Here is a 25,626-nt window from a genome sequence, read left to right as displayed (position 1 = left end):
GACCTCAGCTCGCGGCCTGGGCCGGGCCTTCCTCCGCGGGTGACTCCTGGGTGACGGGCCGGACCGGACGGACGGTCCGCACCGGCCGTACCGCCCGAAGCTGGCCGGGGACCAGGTCGGCGGGCTTGAGCGGCACCGGACCGAGCGGCACGTGCAGGGTCTTCTGCGCCTGGTCGCGTGCCCGGTTGAGCACGTCCGTCAGCTCCTCGGCATCGACGTAGCCGGGCTTGGACTCGATGGTCGCGGCGAAGAACTCGGACATCCCCATGTCCACCGGCTTGGTGTCCGGCCTGACCACCGGGGGCTTGCCCACCCACACGGAGGGCGCGCCCACCGCGTGCGTCGCCACGGCGGAGGCCCCGAGGCGGCGGCCGTCCCTGCGTCGCTTGGCGTCACCACGGATGTGCGCGATGCCGGACCGGAACCACTGGAGGAACGAGAACTCCTCACTCCTGTTCGAGGGCGCGTCCATCTGGCTGGCGACGACGAAGACGCCCACCGCCAGGACCAGGCACACCACGAGCAGAATGACCGACCACCACATGGGCCCATTGTGGCGTGTCTTGTCCGGTCCTGCCGCGCAGAGCGCCGCGACACGCCGTGCGACACGCGCAATTTCAGCAGGAGAAATCCCTCACACCTGGCGTTTCGCTGCCAGGGGTGTCGAATTTCACCCCTCGGAGCGGCTCAGGCGGTGACCGTCTCGCGTTCGCCCATCCGCTGGCTGATCAGAGTCGTGACGCCGTCGCCCCGCATCGTCACGCCGTAGAGGGCGTCCGCGACCTCCATGGTGCGCTTCTGGTGCGTGATCACGATGAGCTGACTGTCCTTCTGCAGCTCCTTGAAGATCTCGATGAGGCGGCCGAGGTTCACGTCGTCGAGAGCGGCCTCCACCTCGTCCATGATGTAGAACGGGCTGGGCCGCGCCTTGAAGATCGACACGAGGAACGCCACCGCAGCCAGCGAACGCTCGCCGCCCGACAGCAGCGAGAGCCGCTTGACCTTCTTGCCGGCCGGGCGTGCCTCGACCTCGATGCCCGTGGTGAGCAGGTTCTCGGGCTCGGTGAGCGTCAGCTTGCCCTCACCACCGGGGAACAGCCGCGGGAAGATCTCCAGGAACTTGGCTGCCGTGTCCTGGAACGCCTCGGCGAACACCTGCTGCACCCGCTCGTCGATGTCGTCGACGATCTGGAGCAGGTCCTCGCGCGACTTCTTCAGGTCGGCGAGCTGGTCCACCAGGAACTGGTGCCGCTCCTCCAGGGCCGCGAACTCCTCCAGCGCGAGCGGGTTCACCGCGCCGATCCGCGACAGCGCCTTCTCGGCCTTCGCCAGCCGCGCCTCCTGCTCCTCGCGGACGTACGGGACCATGCGGTCCGGCTTCGGCTCGCTGGACTCGGGCTCCTCGCCGGCGGCGGCCTCACCCTCGGCCGGGGCCTCCTCCGGCTCGGCGCCGGCCGCCGCGACGATCACGGCGGTCGCCGCGGGGTCGTCGGGCCTCAGGCCCGCCTCGTGCAGCGCACGCGTCCGGGCGATGAGCGCGTCCTCGCGCGCCGCCGCGCCGCGCGGCAGCGTGGGGTCCCCCTCGTAGCGGATGGGGTTGCCCTCGTCGTCCCGCTCGACGACGGCGCGCCGCTTGCGCCCGCGTACTGCGGCGTCACCCTCGTACACCGGGACCGGCTGGTGCGGGCCGAACTCCTCCATGAGCACGTCGGGGTCCATGCCCAGCTCGTCGGAGGCACGCGACTGGAGCTGCTCCAGGCGCAGCACCTGCTGTGCGCGGGCGACCTCGTCCCGGTGCGCGACGTCGGTGAGCTCACGCAGCTGACCCGTCAGCGACTCGACGCTCCCCCGTACCGCGAGCAGCTGCTCGGAGCCCGCCGCGCGGGCCTCCTCGGCGGCCGCCTTGTCCGCCACCGCCCGGTCCAGCGACCGGGCTATCGCCTCGAGCGCCACGGCCACCGCCTGCTGCACGAGCGTGGCGCGCTCGGCGTCCCGACGACGCAGCTCCTCGCGCTCCGCGGCCAGCGCGCGAGCCGCACGCTCCTGCTCGGCGGCCGCCGTCAGCGCCTGCGCGCGACCCGACACGGCACGCGCCCGTTCCTCGGCGGTCCGCAGGGCCAGCCGGGCCTCGGTCTCGCGTGCCCGGGCCGCGGTGGCGGCGGCCGCGGCCTCGTCCCGCTGGGCCTGCACGTCGTCGATCGAGCCCTCGCCGTCCTCGGGCTCCTCCTCCTCGGCGATCGTCATGCGCTCGACGAGCGCCTCGAGCTCGATCTCGTCCTCCGCGCGGCGCGACTGCGCCTGCTCCAGCGCCGCGCGGTGGCGGTCCGCCTCCGCCTGGGCGGCGCGTGCGGCCGCGCCCAGCGACCCGAGCTGCTCGGCGGCGGCCGCGCGTGCGGCGTCAGCCTCCCCGAGCCGGGCGAGCGTCTCGTCGTACCGCTCCTGCGCCGCCGTCCGCTCGGTCCTGGCGCGCTCGAGGTGCGCGGTCCCGTCGGTCTCCCGGGCCGCGGCCTCGTCGCGTGCGGCCTTGGCCTCGTCCAGCGCCGACTGCAGGTGCAGCACGCTCGGCGCGGCCGCCGATCCGCCCCAGGCGCGCGTGGCGCCGAGCAGGTCGCCTGCCCGGGTCACGGCGACCACGGGCTGGTCCCGCACCAGGGCGCGGGCCCGGGCGAGGTCGTCCACGACCACCACGTCACGCAGGATCGTGCGCAGCGCGGCGGACGCCGGGCCGGCGACCTGCACCACGTCCGTCGCCCACCGGGCACCTGCGGGGAGGTCCACCGCCGGGCGGTCCGTGCTGATTCCGGGCGTGGCACCGGCGGCACCGTCCGAGCCGACGACCAGGCTGGCGCGGCCCGCGTCCTCGTCACGGAGGAGCCGTAGCGCGTCCACCGCCTCGTCGACGCCGGCGACCGCGACGGCGTCCGCCACCGGGCCGAGCGCGGCGGCCACGGCGTCCTCGAAACCTGCCTCGATACCCAGCAGCGCGGCGACCGAGCCCAGGACTCCCGCCTGGTCGGCGGCCAGCAGCGTGCCGGCGCCGTCCTTGCGGTCCAGGCTCAGCTCCAGCGCCTCGACCTTCGCGGCCGCGGAGCTGCGGTCCCGCTGCGCGGTGGTCACCTGCTCCTGGAGGTGCCGCACCTCGGCCTTGGCCAGCTCGAGCACCCCCGACGCCGCCTCGTGCGCGACGTCGAGCCCTTCCGCGCCGTCCTCGCCGCCCACGCCGACCTCGGTCTCGAGCGCCCCGAGCTCGCGCGACGTGCTCTCCACCCGCTGCTCCGCCTCGAGCAGGGCATCGCGCAGCCGGTCCAGCTCGGACTGCGCCGCCTCGACCCGGCTGCGCCGCGCGGCGACCTGGCCGGCCAGACGGGCAAGACCTTCGCGCCGGTCCGCGGCGGCGCGCAGCAGCGCGGCGTGCGAACGTTCGGCGGCCTGTGCGGCCGCCTCGGCCTCGGCCCGCGCGTCGACGGCGGTCTCGACGACCTCGTGAGCCATCTCGACCTCGGTGACCAGCTCTTCCTCGCTCGCGCGGGCTCGTGCCGCCTGCGCCTCGAGATCGTCGGGGTCCTGGCCGTGACGGGCAGGCTCCGCGGTACCCAGGAGGCGGGCCCGCTCGCCGGCCAGGGACTGCAGGCTGCGCAGGCGCTCCCGCGTCTGGGACAGCGCGAAGACCGTGTCTCCGGCCTGGTTGACCTGCTGCGACTCCGCCGACATCGCCGCTTCCAGGCGGGCCAGCGTGCCGCGCGCCTCGGTGAGCGCCGCTTCGGTCTCGGCCTGACGCTCCTTGAGCGATCGTTCGTCCGCGCGCTCCTGCTCGAGCTGTGCGGTGAGCTGCGCGAGGTCGTCGGCGAGCAGGCGGGACTTCGCGTCGCGCAGCTCGCGCTGCACGGTCTGCGCCTTGCGCGCAGCCTCGGCCTGCCGGCCCAGCGGACCGAGCTGACGGCGCAGCTCGGCGGTCAGGTCGCCCAGGCGCGCGAGGTTGCCCTGCATGGCGTCGAGCTTGCGGAGCGCCTTCTCCTTGCGCTTGCGGTGCTTGAGGACGCCGGCGGCCTCCTCGATGAAGCCACGCCGCTCCTCCGGCGTCGCGCGCAGGACGGCGTCGAGCTGGCCCTGTCCCACCACGACGTGCATCTCGCGCCCGATGCCGGAGTCGCTCAGGAGCTCCTGGATGTCCAGCAGGCGGCAGCTGTTGCCGTTGATCGCGTACTCGGAACCGCCGCTGCGGAACAGCGTGCGGGAGATCGTGACCTCGGTGTAGTCGATCGGCAGCGCGCCGTCGGTGTTGTCGATCGTCAGGGCCACCTCGGCGCGGCCCAGCGGCGCGCGGCCGGTCGTGCCGGCGAAGATGACGTCGTCCATCTTGCCGCCGCGCAGCGACTTGGCACCCTGCTCGCCCATGACCCAGGAGAGCGCGTCGACCACGTTGGACTTGCCGGATCCGTTGGGGCCCACCACACAGGTGATGCCCGGCTCCAGCTCGAGGGTGGTCGCCGACGCGAAGGACTTGAATCCCCGGAGCGTGAGCGTCTTGAGGTGCACTGGGTGAGCCTAACCGTGAACGTGAGCCAAACGTCGGACGTACCGCGGAGGACGCCGAAGTAGAGCGTGTGTCCGGGTGCACGGGGTGACCCATGCGTGCCCGGACACACGCTCTACTTCGGCGTCCTTCGGGTCAGCCCAGCTCCGGGAACCAGAGGGCGATCTCGCGCGCCGCCGACTCCGGCGAGTCCGAGCCGTGCACGAGGTTCTGCTGCACCTTGGTGCCCCAGTCGCGGCCCAGGTCACCACGGATGGTGCCGGGGGCGGCGTCGGTCGGGTTCGTGGCGCCCGCCAGCGAGCGGAAGCCGGGGATGACGCCCTGACCCTCGGCCACGACGGCCAGGACCGGGCCCGACATCATGAACTCGACCAGCGGGGCGTAGAACGGCTTGCCCTCGTGCTCGGCGTAGTGCGCGGCGAGCAGCCCGGTGGTGGCGTCCTTCAGCTGCACGGCCCGCAGCGTGTAGCCCTTGGCCTCGATGCGGCGCAGGATCTCGCCGGACAGGCCGCGGCGGACGCCGTCCGGCTTGACGAGGACAAGGGTGCGCTCGGCCACGGGCTGCGTCGAGGCCTCCGTGGGCAGGGTCTTCTCTGCGACGTCGGTCATGGGGCCACCTTATCCGTGCCGCGCGCCCTCCCTGAACGTGTCAGACGCTCAGGTCACCGGGGTGACCTGAGCGTCTGACACGTGCGATCAAGGGGTGTTGGGGGCCGTCTCCGGGTGCGCCGCGTCGTACTCCGCACGCTCCCGGTCCACCCGGGTCCCGAGGCGCAGGGCGTAGATCCAGAGCACCACGAAGACCCCGCCGACCAGGAACATCATCGGCACCAGCAGGCCCATCGCGAGCACCGGGACCTGCGCGACGGTACCCGCCGCCCGGCCGGCGGCCGATCCCTGGGCACGGGACAGGATCATGAGCACCGCGGCCAGGACGCCACCCAGCGCCCAGACCGCCGCGCTCGACTCGATCTGGAGCGGCCCGCGGCCGAACTCCGAGTTGCGCAGACCCCACACCGCCAGCGTCGCGAAGATCACGAGGAAGACCTCGAGCAGGAGCGTGGTCGACGTGAACTGCACCAGCGCGGACTTCTTGGGCTTGATGCGGTCACCGGGGGCGGGTTGATCCTTGCTCACCGGACCAGGGTATCCGTCTCCTTGCCCTCGGCGCCGTCCTCCATGACCGCCTCACCGCGCGCGATCATGCCGGCCTCGTTGGACAGCTTGACCTCCTTGAGGAACAGCGCGAGCACGAGGCCGACGGCGACCAGCGGCACGAGGTACCAGAACGCCGGGGCCAGCGAGCTCGCGAACGCGTCGACCACACCGCTGCGGAGCGGTTCGGGCAGCTGGTCCACGATCTGCGGCGTCAGCCCGGAACCGCCGCCGGCGGGCGCCGCACCCTCCGGGAGGCCGGCGAAGACGCCGTCCAGGTTCTCCGACAGGCGTGACGTGAACACGGTGGTGAACGCTGCGGTACCCACGGCCGCGCCGATCTCGCGGAAGAAGTTGTTCGACGACGTCGCGGTGCCCAGCTCGTGCGGGTCCACCGAGTTCTGCACCGCGAGCACGATGGTCTGCATGATGAGGCCCATACCGGCGCCGAGCACGAAGATCATCGCCCCGAACAGCCAGAGGGACATCTCGCCGTCGATGGTCGTCAGCCAGACCATGCCGAGGATGGTGATCGCGAGGCCCGCCACCGGGAACATCTTGTAGCGGCCGGTCTTCGAGATCGCGATGCCGGAGGCGATCGAGGTGAGCATCACGCCGGCCATCATCGGCAGCATCAGCAGGCCCGACTCGGTGACGCCCGCGCCGCTCGACATCTGCAGGAACGTCGGCAGCATCGACATGGCGGAGAACATGCCCATGCCGAGCACCAGGCCGATGAGCGTGGTGATGGTGAACGTCCGGTTCTTGAACAGCCGCAGCGGGATGAGCGGCTCGGACACGCGGTTCTCGATGAGCACGAACAGGCCGACGACGACCGCCGTACCGATCAGCAGGCCGAGCAGCATCGGGTCGGACCAGTCGTAGCCGTCGTTGCCGAGCGACTCCCAGCTCGTGAGCAGCACGATGCCGGTGGTGCCCAGCGCCATGGTGAGGATGCCGCCCCAGTCGGTCGGCCGGTCGGAGCGGTGCGAGGGCAGCTTCAGCGCGAAGTACGCGATGACCCACGCGGCGATGCCGATGGGCACGTTGATCCAGAACGTCCAGCGCCAGCCGGGACCGTCGGTGAGCCAGCCGCCGAGCAGCGGCCCGGCGACGGCGGAGATGCCGAACAGGGCGCCCATGGGGCCCATGTACTTGCCGCGGTCGGACGCCGGGATGATGTCCGCGATGATCGCCTGGGACAGAATCATCAGGCCACCGCCGCCGAGGCCCTGCACGGCTCGCCACGCCACCAGCGACTCGAACGTCTGCGCCATGCCGCCACCGACAGAGGCCACGACGAACAGCGCGACCGCGACGAGGAACGGCCAGCGCCGCCCGTAGAGGTCACCGAACTTGCCGTAGAGCGGCATCGCGATGGCGATCGCCAGGATGTAGGCGGTGATCACCCAGCCCTGGTGCTCCACGCCGTTGAGCTCGCCCACGATGGTGGGCATCGCGGTGCCGACGATGGTCTGGTCCAGGGAGGACAGGAACATCGAGGCCATCAGGGCCCCGAAGATCAGCCAGATCGTGCGCTGGTTGAGGACTACCAGCGGCTTGTCCGGCGCCGTGGTGACGGCATGGCTCATGGAGGGTGCCTTTCTGGGGATCAGGTAGAGCTGGGGGCTGGGGCCGCCGGGTGCGGGGCGGAGATCAGGCGTCGACGTCGAGCGCGACGACGTCGATCAGCTGCGCGACGGCGGAAGGCAGGTGGTCGGCGGGGTTGCCGGTGTACCCGGCGTGCTCCCAGGCGACGAGCGCGGTCCGGATCAGGAGCAGGACGAGCATCGTCAGCAGCTCGTTGTCGGTGCTGAACGGCGTGGTGGCGCGGCGGGCCTCGAAGAGCTCGACGAGCCGGCTCTTGTGCCGGTCCATCCAGATCACGTGGCGCTGAAGCAGACGCGGCTCCTGCTGCATGAGGTCCATGGCCCGCCGCACCCGGACGTGCGCCTCCGCGTGCGGCGTGAGCAGCGAGGCGACCAGGGCCTCCAGGTCGGACAGCAGCCGGCCGGTGGGGCCGCCGTCGACGAACGTCCGGACGACGTCCTCGGACAGGCCCGTGTCCTCCACGCCGAGCACCGCGTCGTCCTTGGACTCGAAGTAGTTGAAGAAGGTACGCGCCGACACGCCCGCCTCGGCGCTGATCATCTCGACGGTCACGGCGTCCAGGCCGTGCTCGGCGACGAGCAGCTGCGCCGCGTCGATCAGGGCCGCGCGCCGGGCGCGCTTCTTCCGCTCGCGCAGCCCCTGCTCGACGGGCGTCCCTTCGAGAGCGGCGGCGAGCTCGCGCAGGTCCGGGCGCGGTTCGGCGTCAGCGGTCGCGGTCTCGGCGCGCGCAGGGGTCGTGGGGGCCATGGCTCAATTCTTGCACCCCACGCAAAAATTCATCAACTGCAAAAATGGGAGACGGCGGTCACACCTCGCCGAAGCCGGCGTGGATCATCTCCACCACCGTGGCCACCGCCTCGGCGGCCCGCTCCCCCGTCGCCTCCACGCGCAGCTCACGGCCCTGCGTGGCGCCCAGCGCCATGAGCTGCAGCACGCTGGAGGCGTCCACGCCGTCGATGGTCACGGTGGCGCCGAGCTCGGCCACCTTGCGCGAGACCAGTGCCGCCGGCCGCGCGTGCAGGCCGAGCGGGTTGCGGACGGTGACGGTGCGCGAGGTCTCGGTCTCGCCGTCCGCCCCGCCGTCCACCGCGCCGTCCGACGGCGGACCGCCCGTCTCGGGCGACCGCGCCGCCTCTACCGCGGCAAACATGCGGACCGACGCGTTCGCCGACTCCAGGACCGTCGCCAGGTCCGCACCGCCGTGCGCGGTCACCGCCGCCGCGACGGCGCCCTCGACGAACGGCGCACGCGCCAGCGCCACGTGCTCGGCCAGGGACTCGTCGAGCTCCAGCGCCGCCTCGACCGTGAGCACGGACGATCCGAGGTCGCCGAGCACCACGACGCCGCCGCCGTCCGCGCTGTCCGCGAGCGTCGTCAGGACGTCCTCGAGGGCCTTCTGGACCGCGTCGAGCGAGGTGCCGAGCCCGCCGGCGGGTCCGCCGCCGACGCCGCGGATCAGCACGTCGGGCGCCATCTGCTCGGCGAGCTCGGCCGTACCGCGGGCCAGCTCTGCGGAGTGGGAGACGAGGACCAGGGCCACCCGCGCCGTCATGCCGCGCTGCGGGGGTCGGCGGACGACGGTCCGGAGAGGGCCGCGGCCAGCGCCGCGCCCAGCACGAGCGCGGTGGACCGCGCGCCCGGGTCCTCGTGCCCGGCGCTGCGCTCACCGAGATAGGAGGCCCTGCCCTTGGTCGCGATCATCGGGATCGTGGCGGTCGCCGCCTTGTCCGCGGTCTCCGCCGCGGCCCGCAGGACGTCCAGCTCGGAACCGCCGTCGTTCGCCGCGGCCTCCGCCGCGTCCACCGCCGCATGCCAGGCATCGACCATCGTCTTCTCCCCCACCGTCGCCTTGCCGCGCGAGGACACGCCCTCGAGCGCCGCCTCGAGCACGGCCACTATCGCGGGCGGGTCGATCTCGACCCGGCCCGACACCTTTGCCGCCCGCAGGTACGCCGTGCCGTACAGGGGTCCGGCCGCGCCGCCCACCGTGGACATCAGCGTGGTCGCGACGAGCTTCAGGACGTCGCCGACCGTCCGCTCGCCGGCCGGGGCGGGCTCGGCCGCGGCGTCGTCGAGCCGTGCGACGACCGCCTTGAAACCCCGGTCCAGGTTCTCGCCGTGGTCGCCGTCGCCGATCTGCCGGTCGAGCTCGGTGAGCTCGTCCTTCGCTTCCGCGATCGCGTCCGCCGTCCGGCGAACCCATCGCTCGGCCCAGTCCGCGTCCAACGCCATGTCCGGAACCCTTCGTGTCACATCGCCAGTCTCATTGCCAGGGAGCTACCACCGAAGTGCCGCAGTGGTCACCGGCGCGTCCCAGAGGGCTTCGAGCTCGTCGTCCAGCCGGAGGACGGTGACCGATGCCCCCTGCATCTCGAGAGACGTCACGTAGTTGCCCACCAGCGAACGGGAGACCGTCACGCCGCGCTCCTCGAGAAGGCGCCGCGCCCGACCATAGACCACGTAGAGCTCGGACAGCGGAGTGCCGCCCATACCGTTGACGAACAGCAACACTCGCTCGCCCCGGGCCAGGTCGAGGTCGTCCGCGACAGGTGTGAGCAGCATCTCCGTGACCGCGTCGGCGTCGGCGGCGGGGACCCGACGGCGACCCGGCTCGCCGTGGATCCCTATCCCCACCTCGATCTCGTCGTCGCCCAGGTCGAAGCTCGGGCGGCCCACGTGCGGCACCAGCGGCGCGGCCAGCGCCACCCCCATGGACCGCACGTTCGCGATGACGCGCTCGGCGACGGCGGTCACCGCTGCGAGGTCGGCGCCCCGGGCGGCCGCGGCGCCGGCGATCTTCTCGACGGCGACGGTCCCGGCCACCCCGCGCCGGCCGGCGGTGTAGAGGGAGTCCTCGACGGCGACGTCGTCGTTCACGAGCACCGAGGCGACCGTGATGCCCTCTGCCTCCGCGAGCTCGACCGCCGTCTCGAAGTTGAGCACGTCGCCTGTGTAGTTCTTGACGATCGCCAGGACGCCGGCCCCGCCGTCGGCCGCCTGGATCGCGGGCAGGATCTGGTCCGGGGTCGGGGAGGTGAACACGGCGCCGGGCACGGCGGCGTCGAGCATGCCGTCGCCGACGAAGCCCGCGTGCAGCGGTTCGTGCCCCGAACCACCGCCACTGACCAGGCCCACCTTGCCGGTCACCGCGCCGCCCGCACGCACGACGAACACCGGCGACGTACTGAGCCGGACCAGGTCGGCGTGGGCGAGCGCGAAACCGGCCAGGGAGTTGGCTACGGCGTCGGCGGGATCGTTCAGCAGCTTCTTCACGGCGACCTCCTCGCGGGGCTGTCCGACCTGGCGCTGACGCCGGGCCCGCACACGAGTCCCCTGTAGTTCATGTAACACCAGAACGTCGTCACGAGTACAGCGCCGGTCCCTGTCGGTTGTGAGCGCGACCGGGGTCAGCCGCGGCCGACCAGGATGCGGGTGTCCGCGACCGTGACCACGGATCCGGTGACGAGCACGCCCGTGCCGACGCCACCGCCGTGCTTGTCGTTGGCCTCGACCAGGTCGGCCGCGAGCTGCAGCGCCTCGTCGAGCCGGTTGGCCAGGTGCACACGCTCCTCCCCGAACACCTCGCGAGCGACCACCGCGAGGTCCTCCGGGCTTGCCGACCGCTCCGAGGAGTTCCGGGTCACCACGATCTCCGCGACCGTCGGCTCCAGCACGGACAGGAGCCCCTCGGCGTCTTTGTCCGCCATGACCGCCACCACGGCCACGATGTGCTCGAGGTTGAACGACTCCTCGAGCGCGTCCACGAGGGCCTCCGCGCCGGCCGGGTTGTGCGCGACGTCGACCACCACGGTGGGGCTCGTCCGGACGACCTCGAGCCGGCCCGGCGCGTCGACGTCGCCGAACGCCGCCTCCACGATCTCCGCGCCGAGCGCACGCCCGCCGCTGATCAGCGCCTCGGTGGCCGCGAGCGCCAGCAGCGCGTTGTGGGCCTGGTGGGCGCCGTGCAGCGGCAGGAAGATCTCGGTGTAGACGCCGGCGGGCGTGCGCAGGTCGATGAGCTGCCCGCCGACGGCGACCCGTCGGTCCACCATCTCGAGGTCCACGCCCTCGCGGATGAGGTGGGCGTTGACTTCCTGTGCCCGGGCGAGGATGGGCTCGAAGGCGTCGTCGCGCTGGTCCGCGATCACCGCGACGGCGCCGTCCTTGATGATCCCGGCCTTCTCGGTGGCGATCTCCTCGAGGGTGGAGCCGAGCCAGCGCTCGTGGTCCATGGCGATGGGCGTGATGATGGCGACCTCGCCGTCGACCACGTTGGTCGAGTCCCACGCGCCGCCCATGCCGACCTCGATGATCGCGACGTCGACCGGTGCGTCCGCGAACGCGGCGAACGCCATGACGGTGAGCACCTCGAAGAAGCTCAGGGGCGGTCCGCCCTGCTCCTGGGACTCGCGGTCCGCGACGCCGATGTAGGGCGCGACGTCCTCGAAGACCTCGACGAAGCGCTCCTGGGTGAGCGGTTCGCCGTCGACGGCGATGCGCTCGGTGACGCTGGTGAGGTGCGGGGACGTGAACCGGCCGGTGCGCAGGCCGTGCTCGCGGACGAGCCGCTCGACCATGCGGGCCGTGGAGGACTTGCCGTTGGTCCCGGTGACGTGGACGGTCCGGTAGGCGCGGTGCGGGTCGCCGAGCAGTTCCAGGACGCGCTCGACGCGGGCCATGGTGGGGTCGATGTCGTGCTCGGGCTGCCGGGACAGGATCTCCTTGTAAACCCGGTTCAGTGCCTCTTGGATCGCGGGATCCGCGTTCTCGGCGCCACGGCTGGTGCCGCGGCGGTTCTTCCGCGGGTCGTTCTGGGAGTCGTTCACCCTCTGAGGATAGTTTCCCGCTGGGACCTCGAGCTGCAACGGTGCCCTAAGCTGCGATGACGCCCGATCTCACCGCGCGCGAGGAGATGCTGTGCCCAACCCTGGCCCGTCCGGCCCGCACCGCCGTATCGAGGGCACCGCCGCAATCTCCCGGCTCCCGTCGTCAGTTCCCGTGGTCATCGTGCCGGACCATGTCCTGGCCGCCGCTGCCGGGCCCGTTCCGGTCGACATCGAGCGCGACGGACGCAGGACATCTGCCTGGGCGTGGGCGGAGCGTGCCTGGGGCGACACCGGCGCCGACGCCGCCCGCCCTGCCGAGCCAGAGGAACGGCCGACGTTCTGGCTCAGCAGGCTGGCGTTCGAACGACTTGGCCTGGCTTCAGGAACGGAACTGGGCACGATCTCGCTCGTGGTTCCGGACCCGAAGCCGCTCACGCCGGTCCTGCCGCTCGTCCACGACATTCCTGGGAACGACGAGGTCCAGGTTGCCGACGACGCCGAGCTTGGGCGTGGATCTCAGATCATGGTGCGTCATGGGGTGGCCGTGTGGGTCTCGCTCGTGCCGCGCGACCACGTGCGCCCCGGGACGGTACGCATCTCCAACCATCTACGAGCGGTCACCGAACCAAGTGAGGCCGGCTCCGTCGAGCAGGACACCCTGTTCTTCCGCCCGCTCACAAGTGAACATGTCCGCACCCGGAAGCGGCTCGCGCTTCCGGCGGTCAGCGGCTGGCTCCGGACGGCTACCGAACGCTGCCTACGCTGGTTCTTCCTCGCCCCCGAACAGTCGATGCGGCTTGTGCCGGCTCATCCCGACGACGAGCACCTGCACGTCGTGACTCTGCAGGACGTCGCGCTGTCGCGACTGGGCATCCGTTCGGGCGACGGTGTCATCCTCCGCTGGGGAACCACGGAGGTCGAGGTAACCGCCGTCGCCGACCACGACCCAGTGGGGCTCGATTCCGCGGACGGCCGGCCCGACCCGACCAAACCCCTGCCCGCACGCGACATGCCGCGGCACCTGGCGGTCCGGGTTCCTACCGCCCTGCGGCACATGATGGACCTGCCGGCCGCGTCCGTCGTCACCATTCGTCGCAGCACGCGGTCCGTTCTTGCCCGGAACCTGAACAGCCTCGTCATTCCCGTCGCCTCCCTCGCGCTCGCAGGCGCTGCGCTCAACGACCCGAACTGGGCGCTGCTCACCTGCGGCGCGGTCGCGACAGCTGTGCTGGGGCTGAGCCGACTCCGGATGGGCAGCAGCCGGGCGGTGCGGCTCAAGGACTGACCTCCCAGCGGGTCACGACGAGGTGGTGCACGCGTGGGCTGCGCTCGCTCGGGTGTGAGTGAAAGGCCGCGCAGACAGGACTGCGAACGCCGATGACCAGGAGGAGCAGCTGAACCGATCAGCGCGTCCTCCCGCTTGACGCCCACCCAGATGTGCGTCAGCGTCGTCATACACCCCCGGATGCTTCGGCTACCGGTTAGAAGGCCCTCGCATCGCGGGGGCCTTCGGAACGTTCGGGCCAGGGCCAGCAGGACAAGGTGCTGCGTGCGAACGGCGTTCGTTCCGCCGTCGGCCTGAACGCCCACGCGCACCGGCCGAGACTTTCATAGGTACAGTTATGATAAGTACACCTATGAAAGAGGCTGGCATGTCAAACCTGCGCCGACCCGCCGAGATGTTCGACCGCGATCGGGAGTGGGCCGCCCTGAGCGCGTTCGCCCAAGACTCGACCCGCGGCGCATCGCTCGGCATCGTGTCCGGCCGGCGACGGCAGGGCAAGACCTTCCTGCTGCGTGCGCTGTGCCAGGCGACAGGCGGGTTCTACTTCGCGGCCGAGGAGGCCACGGACGCCGAGTCCTTGCAGCTCATCGGCGCGGCTCTGGCAGACCACCTCGGCGCCCCCGCACCCTTGACGTTCCACGACTGGAGCGAAGTGGTGGACGTGCTGCTCACACTGGGCAGAGACGGCGCCACACCTGTCGTGATCGACGAGTTCCCCTATCTGGTACGCGCCAACCCGCGCCTGCCGTCGATCATCCAGAACGCGCTGGCGCCATTGCGCCAGGAGCGCGACGAGAGCCGCACGCGGCTGCTTCTCTGCGGTTCAGCGATGTCGTTCATGGGCAAACTGCTCAGCGGCGGCGCCCCGCTGCGCGGGCGAGCCGCCCTGGAGCTGGTCGTCCCGACGCTCGACCACCAGCTAGCCGCCCAGTTCTGGGACGTGGAAGACCCTGTGACGGCTATGAAAGTGAACGCGATCGTCGGGGGCACCCCTGCCTACCGGCGAGAGTTCGCCCGTGACGACACTCCACAGGGACCCGACGACTTCGACGCCTGGGTGGTACGCACCGTCCTCTCGCCGACGAGCCCCCTTTTCCGCGAGGCCCGCTATCTCCTGGCCGATGAGCCCGACCTGCGCGACACGGCCCTCTATCACTCGGTGCTGGCCGCAATCGCCTCCGGGAACACGACTCGGGGCCACATCGCGTCCTACCTCGGGCGCAAGTCCGGGGACCTCGCCCATCCCCTGACGATCCTCGAAGACTGCGGACTCATCGTCCACGAGCCCGACGCGTTCCGTGGCAACCGAACGAACTTCCGGATCGCCGAACCGCTCATCACCTTCCATCACGCCGTCATGCGACCCATCTGGTCCGACCTGGAGCACACTCGCGACGCCTCACGCCTGTGGCGCGCAGCGCAACGCCGCTTTACCGGCAACGTGCTGGGTCCCCATTTCGAGCACGTCGTGCGCCACTGGGTCAGGCACCTTGCGCCCGAAGACCTGCTGAGCGACCTGCCGAACCTTGTCGGGGCAGGTGTGGTCAACGACCCTGCGGCTCGCACCAGCCATGAGATCGACGTCGCCGCCTTCGGGCACAACGACAGGGACGGATCCCGGCCGCTACTGGCGATCGGCGAGGTTAAGTGGGGTGACGTGATGGGCCGAGGCCATGTCGATCGACTCGCCCATGTCCGTTCACTGCTCAGTGCGCAGGGGAAGCCTGGCGCCGAGACCACACGCCTGCTGTGCGTCAGCGCGGCCGGATTCACGCCGGAACTTCGTGAGCGCGCAGAGAACGACGAGGGGCTTGTGCTGGTTGACGCGGCAGATCTATATGCGAGTGTCGAGCTTTAGTTCGACAGCAGGCCGCTCCATGCAATCGCAATGGCATTTCAATTCCAATACACAAATAATCCGTTGACATTTCATGCATACAGGTCGATAGTTCACCCTGCATGTCCCCATTCTTCTGAATAAAAAGCCATATCGTTGGTAAATGACCGAGCCGGGGCACCGTCGTCGCAAGCTCATCGAAGTCTCCATTCCGCTCGAAGAGATCAACGCCGAGTCGGCGCGCGAGAAATCCATCCGGCACGGTCACCCCTCGACGCTGCACCTGTGGTGGGCCCGTCGGCCGCTCGCAGCGGCACGCGCGGTGCTGTTCGCCCAGCTCGTCGACGATCCGATCGACGACCCGGCGTTCCCCGACGAGGAGAGCCAGAAGGCCGAGCGCGAGCGCCTGCACGCGATCATCCGACGCCTGGTGAAGTGGGAGAACATCGGCGACGAACGTCTCTACGCCGAGGCGCACGCCGAGATCATGCGGTCCACGGGCGGAAACCCGCCGGCGATCCTGGACCCGTTCGCTGGCGGTGGCACCATCCCGCTGGAGGCGCAGCGCCTGGGGCTGGAAGCACATGCGAGTGACCTGAACCCCGTAGCGGTCCTTATCAACAAGGCGCTCATCGAGATCCCGCCGAAGTTCGCTGGCCAGGCTCCGGTCTCGCCCGACGCCGAGCAGCGCACCACCGGGTGGCCACGCGCTACCGGGCTGGCGGAGGACGTGCGGCGCTACGGAGCCTGGATGCGGGATCGCGCAGCCGAACGCATCGGCCACCTGTACCCCAAGGCCCAGATCCCAGTGCTCGACGTCGATGGCAATCCGACCGGCAAGTACACCGAGGCCACCGTCATCGCCTGGATCTGGGCCCGAACTGTCACGTGCCCCAATCCCGCGTGTGGCATCCAGATGCCGTTGGTGCGCTCCTGGTGGCTCGGTAAGAAGAATGGCAAAGAATCCTACGTCGTCCCCACCGTGGTTGACGATGCCTCAGCGCCCTCCGGCAGGCACATCAGGTTCACAATTGGCCACGATTCCAAAGAAGTGCCGACGCTTACCACCGAAGGGACTGTAGGGCGGCGGGGAGCTGAATGTTTCGCGTGCAAGACGGCCATCGACCTCAGGTACATTCGCGCGGAGGGCCGCTCAAAGCGGATAGATGCTCAGTTGATGGCGACAGTCGCCGAAGGAAAACGTCAGCGGATCTATCTCAAGGCGACGAGCGAACACATCAAAGCAGCCGATCTAACCCGCCCCCCAAACGTCCCAAGCGGTATTCTCCCTACGAATCCGCGGGACTTCAAGACACCCAATTACGGTATGACCGAGTGGGCAGACCTGTTCACCAACCGGCAACTCACCGCACTCAGCACGTTGAGCGACCTCGTGTCCGAGGTCCGCGAGCTCATCCACAAGGACTCGATCAGCGCCGGTCTTCCCTCCGGACTTCGTCTCGCCGACGGCGGAACAGACGCGGAAGCCTACGCAGACGCGATTGCAACGTACTTGGCGTTCGCCATCAGCCGAGCAACCAACAAGTCAACTGCTATCTGTTCCTGGGACAGCAGCCCAAAGATGGAAGCCGTGCGAGGGCTCTTCGCACGGCAGGCGATCCCGATGGCATGGGATTTCGCAGAGGCCAATCCCTTCGGAAACTCGTCAGGCGACCTTATCGAGGATCTGAGCTGGGTTGCTCGCGCCATCGACAAGGTGCCAGCGAGTCACAGCGGCCGCGCGCTGCAAGCCGATGCTTCTACCCGCGATTACTCGGACGTTCTGGTTGCAACCGACCCGCCGTATTACGACAATATCGGCTACAGTGACCTCTCCGACTTCTTCTACGTCTGGCTTCGTCGAGCACTTCGCCCCATTCACCAGGGGCTCTTCGGAACCATGCTGGTCCCCAAGGACGAGGAACTGGTCGCAAACCCGTACCGTCACGGCAGCAGGGACGCTGCAGACAAGTTCTTCGAGACCGGATTCGAGCACGTTTTCAGCCGCGCCCGAGAGACCGCCAGTCCGGACTACCCAATCACCGTGTTCTACGCCTTCAAGCAGGCCGAACTGGAGAAGGAAGGTGTAGCCAGCACAGGCTGGTCCACGTTCCTCGAGGGAATGATCCGCCAAGGCTGGACCATCACCGCCACGTGGCCGGTGCGCTCCGAACTGGCCAACCGGATGATCGCTAGCGGCACGAACGCTCTGGCTTCTTCCATCGTCCTGGCCCTCCGTCCTCGCGAGGCCAGTGCCCCCGCCACGGACCGCTCAGGCTTCCTCAGCGCACTACGTGCCGAGTTAGACGAGGCGCTTCCCAAGATCCGCGAAGGCGCCATAGCCCCCGCCGACCTCCGACAGACCATCCTCGGCCCGGGCATGGCCGTCTACTCCCGCTACAGCCGCGTACTGGAGTCAGACGGCACCCCCATGCCGGTGAAGACAGCCCTGGCCCTCATCAACCGAGCATTCGACGCGTTCGAGTCCGAGCAGGACGGCGACCTCGACGCCGACACTCGCTTCTGCCTGGACTGGCTCGCGTCCTACGGCTGGTCCACCCGACCCTACGGCGACGCCGAGTCCCTGGCCGTACCACTCGGCATCAGCGTGGAAGGCGTCGCCCGCGGCGGCGTCATCACGTCCCGAGGTAACAAGGTCGCCCTGGTCAAGCCACAGGAGCTCGACTCCGCGTGGAATCCGTCCCGCGACGACCGGATCTCCCTCTGGGAAGCGACCTGCCAGCTGGCCCGCGCCTACGCCACCGACGGGCGCACTGGAGCGGCCCAGCTCATGGCCTCGATCACCGACCACCCGAGCGCCCACATCTCGCTCGAGGACGTACAGCGACTCGCCTTGCGCCTCTACGAACTCCTGGAGACCAAGGACGCCCCGACCGCCGGCCTGTTCAACGGCCTCGGCGGAGCCTGGGCCGACGTGGTCGCCGCCTCCCGCACCATCCAGTCCGCGCCCGTTCAGGGCGGCTTCGACTTCGACACCGTGCGCGATACCGAGGGGGACCACTGATGACCACCCTGACGAACCGCGAGAAGGCGATGCGCGGGCTGGACCACCTGCAGTCCGGCATCGCGCCATGGGTGGACATGCGCATGAAGACTCAGGTTCCGGCCGGCAAGGACTGGGTCGAGCTCATGTCCGCCGCCGACTCGACAAGGTTCGGCGCCACCAAGACCTACTCGCGAGACGACGTGCGGTTCCTGCTGCGCGTCATCACCGAGCGTCATCAGGTCTTCCGGAACGACCTGTCGCGCGCCCAGTCGGCCCTCGCCTCCGAGCTCCGGGAGTCTTCCAACGCGACGTTCCACGGCGAGAAGCTGTCCAGCGACGACACGCACCGCATCCTCGACACCGCTGAGCGGCTGCTGCAGGCCATCGGCGCCGTCGACGACGCCGCGGCCGTCGCCGAACTGCGGCAGATGCACCAGCGCGAGGTGTTCGAGAAGCAGACCCGCAACGTGCTGCGCCAGCGAACCACTGCGGTGGCCGCGACCGCCACCGTGGCCGGGACCACCATCAAGCCGTGGCGCGAGGTGGTCACACCGCACCGGGACGTGCTCACCGGCAGGTTCTCCTCCTCGGAGTTCGCGGCCGACCTGCACGCGGTCGCCACCGGCACCGCCCAGGACGCACCCGAGTACACCGACCCCGTCCAGTTCTTCGCGCGCACGTTCCTGACCAGCGGGCTGAACGAGCTGCTGCGTCGGGCCGTGCAGAGGCTGGCCGGGCAGTCGGGCAGTCCGGTCGTGAACCTGCAGACGCAGTTCGGCGGCGGCAAGACGCACTCCATGCTCGCGCTGTACCACCTGTTTTCACGGACGCCCTCGCGCAGCATGACCCAAGGCATCCAGGACCTGGTCCACGAGGCACTGCCCGATGCGAAGTTCTCCGACGAGGCAGACCCGCTCGGCGACCTCGATGTCCGACGTGTCGCACTGGTGGGCACCTGGCTCTCCTCCGCCGAGCCCAACACCAAGGACGGACGCCCCGGGATCCGCACGCTATGGGGTGAGCTCGCCTGGCAGCTCGGCGGTCCCGACCCGGCCGACCGGCTCGCTGCCTACGAGCGGGTCCGAAATTCCGACGAACTCGGTGTGCCGGCCGGCGAGGCCCTGAGCAGCCTCGTGCAGGACACGATCGCGTCGGGCAGCAAGATCCTGGTGCTCATCGACGAGTGGGTGGCCTACGCCCGGCTGCTGGTCGGCCGCGACGACCTGCCCGCAGGCACCTTCGAGGCCCAGTTCACCTTCGCCCAGCACCTCACCGAACTGGCCAAGACCACACCCGGGATGATGCTGGTGGTCTCCATCCCGGCGTCGGACACCCTGGACAACGGCGGCGGTGGGTCCGCGCTGGAGGTCGGCGGACCCAACGGCACCGCGGCACTGGAACGGCTCCAGCAGGTCATCGGGCGCACCGCCGACGACTGGCGGCCGGCGAACAACGTGGAGTCGTTCGAGATCGTGCGCCGGCGTCTGTTCGAGGAGCCCGATGCCGCGGCACTGGCCGACATCGCCGCCGTCTCCAAGCAGTACATCAAGTTCTACCGCGACAACTCCGGGATGTTCCCGTCGGACACCACCACCAGCGGGTACGAGGCGCGGATCCGTGCTGCCTATCCCGTACACCCCGAGCTCTTCGACCGCCTCTACGAGGACTGGTCCACGCTCCCCAAGTTCCAGCGCACCCGCGGCGTGCTGCAGCTCATGAGCCACGTCATCCACGCGCTGTGGGTCTCCGACGACCGGTCGCCCTTGATCACACCCGGCACCGTGCCGATCGGCACACCGGAGGTGACCGGTGAGATCACCAAGCTCCTCGACGACTCCTGGAAGACGGTGGTCGAGGCCGACGTCGACGGCGAGTCCTCGACCCCCGCGGCGATCGATGCCGAACGCCCTTCGTTCGGTAACCGGGCACTGACCCGCCGGATCGCCCGGACGGTGTTCGTCGGGTCCATCGGCACCGTCGGGACCGCGCACCGCGGTCTGGACAAGCAGCACGTGCGGCTAGGTACCGCGGTGCCTGGTGACGCGCTCAGCCACATCGGCGACGCCCGCGAGCTGCTGGGCCAGCGCGCCACCTACTTCTACGAGGACGGCGACCGGTTCTGGTACGACAGATCCGCGTCCGTGGCACGTCTGGCCACCGAGCGGGCAGCCGGTTATCTGGAGGCCGACGTCCACGCGGAGATCACCGACCTGCTGCACGTCGAGGCCCGCACCAAGGACACGTTCGCCGGCGTGCACGCCGGGGTCCAGGACACCGGCGAGGTACCGGACGACGGCGGGCTGCGGCTGGCAGTCCTGCACCCCCGCTTCACGTGGTCCCACGAGAAGACGTCGTCGGCCGCGGCGTTCGCAGCGGAGCTGCTCACCCGGTCCGGCACGGCGCAGCGCCGTCACCGGAACATGCTGGTCATGGTCTGCGCCGACGCCGGACGCATGCCCGACCTGGACGGCGTGATCCGCGAGTACATGGCCTGGCGATCGATCGCCGACGACCCCGAGTCGCTCGCGCTGACGATCCCGCAGGCCAACCAGGCCACGACGCGAGTCGCACGACTGAAAGCAGCGGTCGACGTCCGCCTTCGCTCCACCTTCACGGCGGCCCTGGTCCCTGCCCAGGAGGCCTCCGGACATCCAGAGAATCGCTTCGTCCGCATCGGCGAAGGACGCGGCACGCTGTCCGAACGGGTCGCGGAGAAGATCACGTCCGAGGCCCTCCTGGTCCGCCAGCTCGGACTCGCAGTGCTGCACATGCGCCTGACCGGTCCACTGTCGAGCGCCTGGGCAACCGGTCATGTGCGCATGGGCGACCTGTGGTCCTGGTACACGGAGTACCCGTACCTCCAGCGCCTCACCTCTCGTTCGGTCCTTGAGGACGCGGTGCTCTCGGTATCGGGTTCATTCGTGTGGCAGGACGAGGGGTTCGCCCTTGCCGCTGGGCTGGACGAGTCCACGGGGCGTTACATCGGCCTCTGGATTCCTGGCGACGTTCCTGAACCGACGATCGTTCCGGATACCTGGTACCTCGTCCGGCCGGACAGGGCGACGACTCAACGTGCGGAGGAGACCTCGACCGCCGCCGCGGCATACGCACTGTCGCCCGCGACAAGAAGCGCGCCCAGCGGCGCCGGCGCCATTCCCCGACCCGCAGTGACCCGGGGCGTGCCGGACAGCCAGGGCGACGACACCGACGTCGACCACGGAGAGGTCGGCAGCGGTCCCGGCGGGACGCTGCGCAGGTTCTACGGAACCAAGACTCTGGACCCCGTCACCTACGTCAAGGACTGGAACTTGCTCCGCGAGGAGCTGATCAGCGCGTTGACCGCGGCGGAGGGCACGTCGATCGAGATCACCGTGGACATCCAGGCCACGAACCCTGGCGGGTTTCCGGAGCACACGATCCGTACCGTCCGGGAGAACGCGGAGACGCTGGGACTGGACCAGAAGGGCTTCGAGAGCGAGTGACCGACACGACGCCGTCTGCTGCCGAACCCGTACTGACCACTGGGTTGGACGCCCTCGTGCCGGGCGTCCGGGTGGGAGGTGTGACCGGGAGTCCGGTCACCGTGATCGCCACACGATGGATCGGAAGGTCGGCGATGCAGCTGACCTATCGAGAGTCGAACGGTGTGACGGGAGACGCCGTCCTGCGGCGATCGGACGAGCCACGGCTGAGCATCGAGCCGACTGCCGGGCGTGCCTTCGACGCGGATCCCGCGGACTGGCGCCTCGCGGCGGAGGCCCTCCGCATCCGGTACGCGGCGTCGCACGACCCCATGCTCGCAGTGTCCACGTCGGACATGGACCCGCTCCCCCACCAGCTGAGGGCCGTGTACTCAGAGGTCCTGCCCCGCACCCCGCTCCGGTTCCTGCTCGCGGACGACCCCGGGGCGGGCAAGACGATCATGGCCGGCCTGTACATCAAGGAGCTGGACCTCCGGGGCGACCTGGAACGGTGCCTGATCGTGGCTCCCGGGTCACTGGTCGAGCAGTGGCAGGACGAGCTGGTGCAGAAGTTCGACCTACGGTTCGAGGTGCTCACCAAGGCGGCGGTCGACGCGGCCCGGACACCCGTGGACGTGTTCGCAAAGTACCCACGCCTGATCGCTCGGATGGACCAGCTCTCCCGCCATCAGGGACTGCTCGAGGCCCTTGAACGGTCCGAGTGGGACCTGGTGATCGTGGACGAGGCGCACCGCATGTCGGCGAGCTGGTCCGGTCAGGAGCTCAAGCAGACGAAGCGGTACCAGCTCGGAAAGGTGCTCGGCGACGTAGCCCGACACCTGTTGCTCATGACGGCGACACCGCACTCAGGGCACGCCGACCAGTTCCAGCTCTTCCTGGCCCTCCTGGACGCTGACCGGTTCGAGGGTCGCCCGCGCGGTGACGAGGCTCTGCCGAGCCCTGACGATCTGATGCGGCGCATGCTCAAGGAACAGCTGCTCACCATGGACGGCCGGCCGTTGTTCCCCGAACGCCGTGCCTACACGGTGCCCTATGACCTCTCCGCGGGTGAGAGCGAGCTCTACGAGGCCGTGACGACCTACGTGGGCACGGAGATGGGCCGCGCCGACCGGCTGACCTCGGACGGGCAGCGCCGCAGCACGGTCGGGTTCGCCCTGACAGTGCTGCAGCGGCGGTTGGCATCGAGCCCGGAGGCGATCCTGCGGAGTCTGGAGCGACGGCGCGACCGCCTGCAGTCCCGCGTCGACGAGATCGACTTCTCCGGGACTCGAGCCGCGATCATGCCGTCATCACGCACCGTGGGCTGGGACGACCAGACGATCGACGACCGGCTCGACGACCTTGACGCGGCCGAGCTGGAGGATCTCGAGGACGAGGTACTCGACGCGGCGACAGCGGCACGCACGGTCGCGGAGCTACGGGCAGAGATCGTCACGCTGGACAGCCTGGTCGCCCTGGCACGGCAGGTACGCCTGTCGGGAACCGACCGCAAATGGACCGAGCTGCGCTCGATCCTCACCGAGCAGGGCGTGGTGACGACGCCCGGCGGGGAGCCGCGCAAGCTGATCGTGTTCACGGAGCACAGGGACACGCTGACCTACCTGGTGCGCCAGGTCGCCACGTTGTTCGGCGACCCCGGTGCCGTGGTGTCGATCCACGGAGGAGTTCCCCGCGACGCACGCCGGAAGACGACCGAGCGGTTCACCCAGGACCGGAACGTCCGGGTCCTGGTCGCGACCGATGCGGCCGGAGAAGGGCTGAACCTCCAGCGAGCGCACCTGATGGTCAACTACGACCTGCCGTGGAACCCCAACCGGATCGAGCAACGGTTCGGACGCATCCATCGCATCGGACAGACCGAGACCTGCCACCTGTGGAACCTGTACGCCTCCGGGACACGTGAGGGTGACGTCTTCGATCGGCTGCTCACCAAGGTGGAACGGCAGCGCAAGGACTTCGGCGGGCAGGTGTTCGACGTCCTGGGTGAGGCGTTCGAGAACCAGCCCCTGCGCCAGTTGCTCCTGGAGGCGATCCGCTACGGCGACCGGCCGGACGTGCGCGCCAGGTTGGAAGAGGTGATCGACGCCGCCGTCGGCGACGGACTCCAGCAGCTGCTGGCCCAACGGGCCCTGAACGTCGAGACGCTGACGCTCGCGGACTCTGCGGAGATCGCTCGCCAGCTCGAGCTGGCGCAGGCTCGGCGGCTTCAGCCGCACTACCTGAGGGCGTTCTTCCACGCCGCGTTCAAGCGTCTCGGCGGCAGGATCACCGGACGTGAGGCCGGCCGCTACGAGATCACGCGCGTCCCCGAACGTGTGCGTCGCGCAGACACGGGTACGGGCACCCAGCACGTCCTCGACCGGTACGAACGGGTGTGTTTCGAACGCGGCGAGATCCGCCGACCGGGCCGTCCTCTGGCGGAGCTGCTCGCCCCAGGTCACCCGTTGCTGGACGCCGTCGTCGACCTCACCATCAAGGACCTGGGCCCCACGCTCGAACAGGGCACCGTGCTCTTCGACGCAGACTCCGAGGCGACCGAGCCGTGGTTGCTCGTCGCGACCACCGAGTCGATCAACAACGGGCACGGCGACACCATCTCCCGGCGGTTCGCCTACACCGAGCTCACCCCCGACGGCCACGCTCGTCCGGGAGGTCCGGCGCCGTACCTCGACTACGAACCCTTGCCACAGCGGATGTCGACGATCGCGAAGACCACCAACGGCGAGCCCTGGCTCAATCGTGGTGCCGAGGAGTTCGCCCTGGAATGGGCTACGGAGAACACCTTGCCTGCACACTTCGAGGGGGTCCTGAAAGTCGTAGCCGGCCGCGTGGCGAAGACATCTGCCGCTGTGCGTTCTCGACTGATCTCCGAGATCAGCCACTGGGACGGCGAGTCAGCCCGGCTGAAGGACCTGCTCGCGTCGGGCAGATCCGCCCGGATGCGCCCCGAGACCGCCTACCGGAGAGCCCGGGATCTTGAGGAACGCCTGGCGAACCGCATGGTCTCGCTCGATCTGGAGAAACAGCTGACGGCTCAGGTCCCGCACATCCGCGGCTCGGCGCTCGTCATTCCGGGCGGGATGGATCCGGCCAGGGCACGCCGGGAAGGTGGGGAGGCTCCGCACCACCCCAAGGACACGGCCCGGGTGGAGCGGCGGGCGGTCGACGCCGTGCTTGCCGCCGAGCGCGGCCTGGACGCGGAGCCCTTCGAGATGCCGCCCAACAATCCCGGGTTCGACATCCGGTCCGTACGCACCGACGGAACTGTGGTCCAGATCGAGGTCAAGGGACGCATCGTCGGTGCCGACGACTTCACCGTCACGAAGAACGAGGTCATCCACGCGAAGAACCTCGGGGAGACACACCGCCTCGCCCTCGTCGAGGTGTCAGCGGGGCCGGCAAGCGAGGACCGCGTCCGATACGTGACGAACGCGTTCGACGACACCGACACGGACGACTTCACGACCACCAAGTACGTCAAGGACTGGAGGAAGCTCTGGCGTATGGGCGGTACACCACGGTAATCGCTCCAGTCGTACGTGGGCATCCCTGGACCCTGAAAACCTACGAGAAGGCGAGACCCCTGCGAGGGGCTCGCCTTCTCGTCATTTCACTCGTTCAAGGATCAGAACCGTGACAGAGCCCGAGCCGATCGAGGCGAACAAGATTCCGCTGGGCTGCAACGTCTATGTCGATGAGACCAAGCCCGTGGCTACGTCCTCGCCGTGGTCTTCGTCCCTCCCCGCGACGTCCATAAACTGCGCGCCTCGCTGCGTAGCCTGCGGGCACGCGGCAGCCGGAGCATTCACTTCCACAAGGCGGACAATGCCCAACGAGCGGCCGTGATCGACGCTCTGACAGCTCATGACGCGAATGCCATGATCATCAC

At 69.6% G+C, this 25,626-nt stretch carries 15 protein-coding genes; 5 read left to right on the top strand and 10 right to left on the bottom strand.

The features are described from left to right. Nucleotides 1-4: 4 nt before the first annotated feature. The 10 genes from ACQEVI_RS20645 to ACQEVI_RS20600 all read right to left on the bottom strand — a co-directional run bounded on the left by ACQEVI_RS20645 (nucleotide 5) and on the right by ACQEVI_RS20600 (nucleotide 11,979). Nucleotides 5-544, bottom strand: coding sequence for a hypothetical protein (locus tag ACQEVI_RS20645; protein ID WP_432902238.1), 540 nt, complete (start codon nucleotides 542-544; stop codon nucleotides 5-7). Between the two features lie 143 nt (nucleotides 545-687). Then, nucleotides 688-4,536: a chromosome segregation protein SMC gene (smc, locus tag ACQEVI_RS20640; protein WP_432902236.1), complete on the bottom strand. Its 3,849-nt coding sequence runs from the start codon at nucleotides 4,534-4,536 to the stop codon at nucleotides 688-690. A gap of 133 nt (nucleotides 4,537-4,669) precedes the next feature. Next, nucleotides 4,670-5,143: a nucleoside-diphosphate kinase gene (ndk, locus tag ACQEVI_RS20635; protein WP_432902234.1), complete on the bottom strand. Its 474-nt coding sequence runs from the start codon at nucleotides 5,141-5,143 to the stop codon at nucleotides 4,670-4,672. Nucleotides 5,144-5,230: 87 nt separating this feature from the next. After that, entirely contained in the window at nucleotides 5,231-5,671 is a 441-nt protein-coding gene (locus ACQEVI_RS20630; protein ID WP_432902232.1) for a DUF4233 domain-containing protein, read from the bottom strand. Then, complete coding sequence (locus ACQEVI_RS20625) at nucleotides 5,668-7,281, bottom strand: MDR family MFS transporter (protein ID WP_432902230.1); 1,614 nt, start codon at nucleotides 7,279-7,281, stop codon at nucleotides 5,668-5,670. Before ACQEVI_RS20625 ends, ACQEVI_RS20630 begins: the two co-directional genes overlap by 4 nt. 64 nt (nucleotides 7,282-7,345) lie before the next feature. After that, complete coding sequence (locus ACQEVI_RS20620; RefSeq protein WP_432902228.1) at nucleotides 7,346-8,047, bottom strand: TetR/AcrR family transcriptional regulator; 702 nt, start codon at nucleotides 8,045-8,047, stop codon at nucleotides 7,346-7,348. Nucleotides 8,048-8,105: 58 nt separating this feature from the next. Continuing rightward, on the bottom strand, nucleotides 8,106-8,852 hold the full coding sequence (gene dhaM, locus ACQEVI_RS20615) for a dihydroxyacetone kinase phosphoryl donor subunit DhaM (RefSeq protein ID WP_432902226.1): 747 nt from the start codon (nucleotides 8,850-8,852) through the stop codon (nucleotides 8,106-8,108). After that, nucleotides 8,849-9,532, bottom strand: a complete 684-nt coding sequence (gene dhaL, locus ACQEVI_RS20610; protein ID WP_432902224.1) for a dihydroxyacetone kinase subunit DhaL — start codon at nucleotides 9,530-9,532, stop codon at nucleotides 8,849-8,851. Before dhaL ends, dhaM begins: the two co-directional genes overlap by 4 nt. 45 nt (nucleotides 9,533-9,577) lie before the next feature. Beyond that, nucleotides 9,578-10,573 carry a dihydroxyacetone kinase subunit DhaK gene (dhaK, locus tag ACQEVI_RS20605; protein ID WP_432902222.1) on the bottom strand — a complete coding sequence of 332 codons (996 nt, stop codon included), beginning with the start codon at nucleotides 10,571-10,573 and terminating at the stop codon, nucleotides 9,578-9,580. 134 nt (nucleotides 10,574-10,707) lie between these two features. Next, nucleotides 10,708-11,979, bottom strand: a complete 1,272-nt coding sequence (locus ACQEVI_RS20600; protein WP_432906030.1) for a bifunctional folylpolyglutamate synthase/dihydrofolate synthase — start codon at nucleotides 11,977-11,979, stop codon at nucleotides 10,708-10,710. A 238-nt stretch (nucleotides 11,980-12,217) separates the two neighbouring features. Here ACQEVI_RS20600 and ACQEVI_RS20595 point away from each other — a divergent pair, with 238 nt between their 5' ends. From ACQEVI_RS20595 to ACQEVI_RS20575, 5 genes are all read left to right on the top strand, one after another. Next, on the top strand, nucleotides 12,218-13,411 hold the full coding sequence (locus ACQEVI_RS20595) for a hypothetical protein (protein WP_432902221.1): 1,194 nt from the start codon (nucleotides 12,218-12,220) through the stop codon (nucleotides 13,409-13,411). A gap of 367 nt (nucleotides 13,412-13,778) precedes the next feature. Next, nucleotides 13,779-15,269 carry an AAA family ATPase gene (locus tag ACQEVI_RS20590; protein ID WP_432902219.1) on the top strand — a complete coding sequence of 497 codons (1,491 nt, stop codon included), beginning with the start codon at nucleotides 13,779-13,781 and terminating at the stop codon, nucleotides 15,267-15,269. Between the two features lie 142 nt (nucleotides 15,270-15,411). Further along, nucleotides 15,412-18,273 carry a DUF1156 domain-containing protein gene (locus tag ACQEVI_RS20585; RefSeq protein ID WP_432902217.1) on the top strand — a complete coding sequence of 954 codons (2,862 nt, stop codon included), beginning with the start codon at nucleotides 15,412-15,414 and terminating at the stop codon, nucleotides 18,271-18,273. After that, nucleotides 18,273-21,737: a Swt1 family HEPN domain-containing protein gene (locus ACQEVI_RS20580; protein ID WP_432902215.1), complete on the top strand. Its 3,465-nt coding sequence runs from the start codon at nucleotides 18,273-18,275 to the stop codon at nucleotides 21,735-21,737. The genes ACQEVI_RS20585 and ACQEVI_RS20580 overlap by 1 nt, the downstream gene beginning before the upstream one ends. 134 nt (nucleotides 21,738-21,871) lie before the next feature. Beyond that, entirely contained in the window at nucleotides 21,872-25,261 is a 3,390-nt protein-coding gene (locus ACQEVI_RS20575) for a helicase-related protein (RefSeq protein WP_432902213.1), read from the top strand. Nucleotides 25,262-25,626: the final 365 nt, after the last annotated feature.

Origin of the sequence: Promicromonospora sp. CA-289599 (assembly GCF_050936155.1) — a bacterium.
Taxonomy (GTDB): domain Bacteria; phylum Actinomycetota; class Actinomycetes; order Actinomycetales; family Cellulomonadaceae; genus Promicromonospora.
The sequence above is the reverse complement of the archived record's forward strand: the minus strand, read 5'-3'. Positions and strand labels throughout refer to the sequence as shown.